General features: G+C 61.1%; 2 protein-coding genes and 1 pseudogene. 1 reads left to right on the top strand and 2 read right to left on the bottom strand.

Features of this window, described 5'->3' with window-relative positions:
- Together J8I87_RS45565 and nifH are read right to left on the bottom strand one after the other, a co-directional pair.
- A pseudogene (locus J8I87_RS45565) lies at positions 1 to 166 on the bottom strand (nitrogenase molybdenum-iron protein alpha chain); the annotation flags it as partial.
- 71 nt (positions 167 to 237) lie between these two features.
- On the bottom strand, positions 238 to 1,119 hold the full coding sequence (gene nifH / locus J8I87_RS43715) for a nitrogenase iron protein (protein WP_012406781.1): 882 nt from the start codon (positions 1,117 to 1,119) through the stop codon (positions 238 to 240).
- Between the two features lie 439 nt (positions 1,120 to 1,558).
- Between nifH and J8I87_RS43710 the strand changes: the two genes are divergently transcribed.
- Entirely contained in the window at positions 1,559 to 2,167 is a 609-nt protein-coding gene (locus J8I87_RS43710; protein WP_209938847.1) for a hypothetical protein, read from the top strand.
- Positions 2,168 to 2,374: the final 207 nt, after the last annotated feature.

Raw genomic sequence — 2,374 nt, 5'->3', positions numbered from 1 at the left:
CGGGCAGCGACTTGATGTTGGACTTCACCCCACAGTCGGGCTTGCCCTGTTCAAAGGAACCCAGATGCTTGGCGCGGCGCTTGGCCATCTTTTCGGGGTAGGCCTGCAGCACTTCGTCGATCAGGGCCTTGTTGGCGGCCTTGCGTTCTTCAACCGTCGCGGTCATTGCATATCCCATAAGTGGAGAATGTCATCGCCGGATCCGGCCGCCGCACGGCGACCTTCGCCCGGCATTCGTCAGGCGGTCAGTTCGGCCGCCGTTTTGCCGACCTGCGACTCGTCGACCTGCACCATGATGCCTTTCTCCATCAGCAGGTCTTCGAGCTGGTCCATCGTGATCGGCGTCGGAACCACGCCATTGCCGCCGTTGTGATGAATCTTCTCGGCAAGCGCGCGATACTGACCCGCCTGTGAGCTGTCCGGCGCGTACTCGATCACGGTCATTCGCCGCAGTTCCGCGTGCTGGACGATGTTGTCGCGCGGCACGAAGTGGATCAGCCTTGTGCCAAGCATCGTCGCGAGCGATTCGGCAAGCTCCAGTTCCTTGTCGGTCTTGCGCTCGTTGCAGATGAGCCCGCCCAGGCGCACGCCGCCACTGTTCGCGTATTTCAGGATGCCCTTCGAGATGTTGTTCGCCGCGTACATCGCCATCATCTCGCCTGACATGACAATGTAGATTTCCTGCGCCTTGTTCTCGCGAATGGGCATGGCGAAGCCACCGCACACCACGTCGCCGAGCACGTCGTACGACACATAGTCCACGCCGTCATACGCGCCGTTCTCCTCGAGGAAATTGATCGACGTGATGACGCCACGGCCCGCGCAGCCGACGCCCGGCTCAGGCCCCCCCGACTCGACGCAGCGGATGTCCTTGTAGCCGATCTTCATCACGTCATCGAGTTCCAGGTCCTCGACTGAACCCGCTTCCGCCGCAAGCGAGAGAATTGTGTCCTGCGCCTTCGCGTGCAGTATCAGGCGCGTCGAGTCAGCCTTTGGATCACACCCTACGATGAGGATCTTCTGCCCGAGGTCGCTCAGCGCCGCAAGCGTATTTTGCGACGTGGTGGACTTGCCGATGCCGCCTTTGCCGTAGAAGGCGATTTGCCGAAGTTGAGACATTGTCGTACTCCATTGACATGGAAGGTGAAACCGGGGTTGCGAATCAGATCTCCAAAGCCGCGACCATGTCCTCAGCCTGCGGTGTCCGTATGGTCTTCTTCTGTCGAGTCACGCATCGGCCGGATTGTGTCCGCGCGGCCCCATCGACGCAGCTTTTGTGCCATGAGTGCGCAGATCGTCGAAACCCTGGCCAGGCCGGGTTTTCGCCGGGTTCCCCCGAATGGCCGCCTGCGACGTTCGCGACGTCGCCTTCCCGACAAATCGCGCGCCTTTTGTCGCAAACGACATGGGCAGCACCGGGCAGCCTGCCCGTATAGCCTGCCTGGCGTTGGCCCTGGCATTGGTACGGATGTTGCAGAGTTCCCGGCACATCCCGCCGAGGATGTGCGAACCAGCGCCCGGTCCGCGCGCATGCAAGATCCATCAAAGAGGAATACTAATGACTGACACGATCAGCCACCATGAACTCGATGAAACCCCGTTGGCCAGGCTGCAACACCAGGGCCGACTCCTCAACGCGGTCTTCAGGGGGCATACGAACGCGCCTCGCCGGATCGGTTTTCGCGGCGAGCTCGCGCTACGCTTCGGACCGCGGCTCGCCGACGAGGCGCGCCCGCCCGAGCTTTCCTGCGAACAGGTCATGGCCGTAGCGAACGTCAACGACCCGCACCTGTCGTTCTTTGCCGGTTGGCTATTGAGCTTCGAATACCTGAGAGACGTCGCGGAAGTGCTCGGCAATGCCTTCTCGGCCCGCGGAAAGTATTTCCTCTTCTGCGACAACGTCGATCTGTCCAGACGCTATCAGGTGCCGTACAACGGAGCGGTGTTCTACGTGCTGCCGATTGTGGAATCGACCGTCTACAACGAGATGCTTGAGCTCCTGCATCTGGAGAAGAGCGAGCTGAAAAGGAAAGACACGGCCGGCAAGCTCGACGCGGTCGCCGACGCCGCAATCCTCTTCGACCTGCCGTTTGACACGATCAGCTACGCGGAAGGACTCGAAGCGATGGGGCCGGTTCGCAATCCAAACGAAAACAGGCCAGTCTGACCTATCATTTCAGCGGTTCGGGCGCGTGTGGCGGCGGCGCCTATCCACTGAGCCGGAGTGTCATCATGTCACTGCTCACCGACACTGTCCCATACGAAAGCGCAAGCCGCCGCGATGTCACGTGGGCAACGCTCGGAACATGGCTCTCGATCCACGACTTCCCGGACATTCACTCGCGCAGCATTGTGGGCATGACGCCGCTGATGG

This window comes from Paraburkholderia sp. LEh10 (assembly GCF_017814945.1).
Lineage (GTDB): Bacteria > Pseudomonadota > Gammaproteobacteria > Burkholderiales > Burkholderiaceae > Paraburkholderia.
This window is presented reverse-complemented; position numbering and strand designations above follow the sequence as displayed.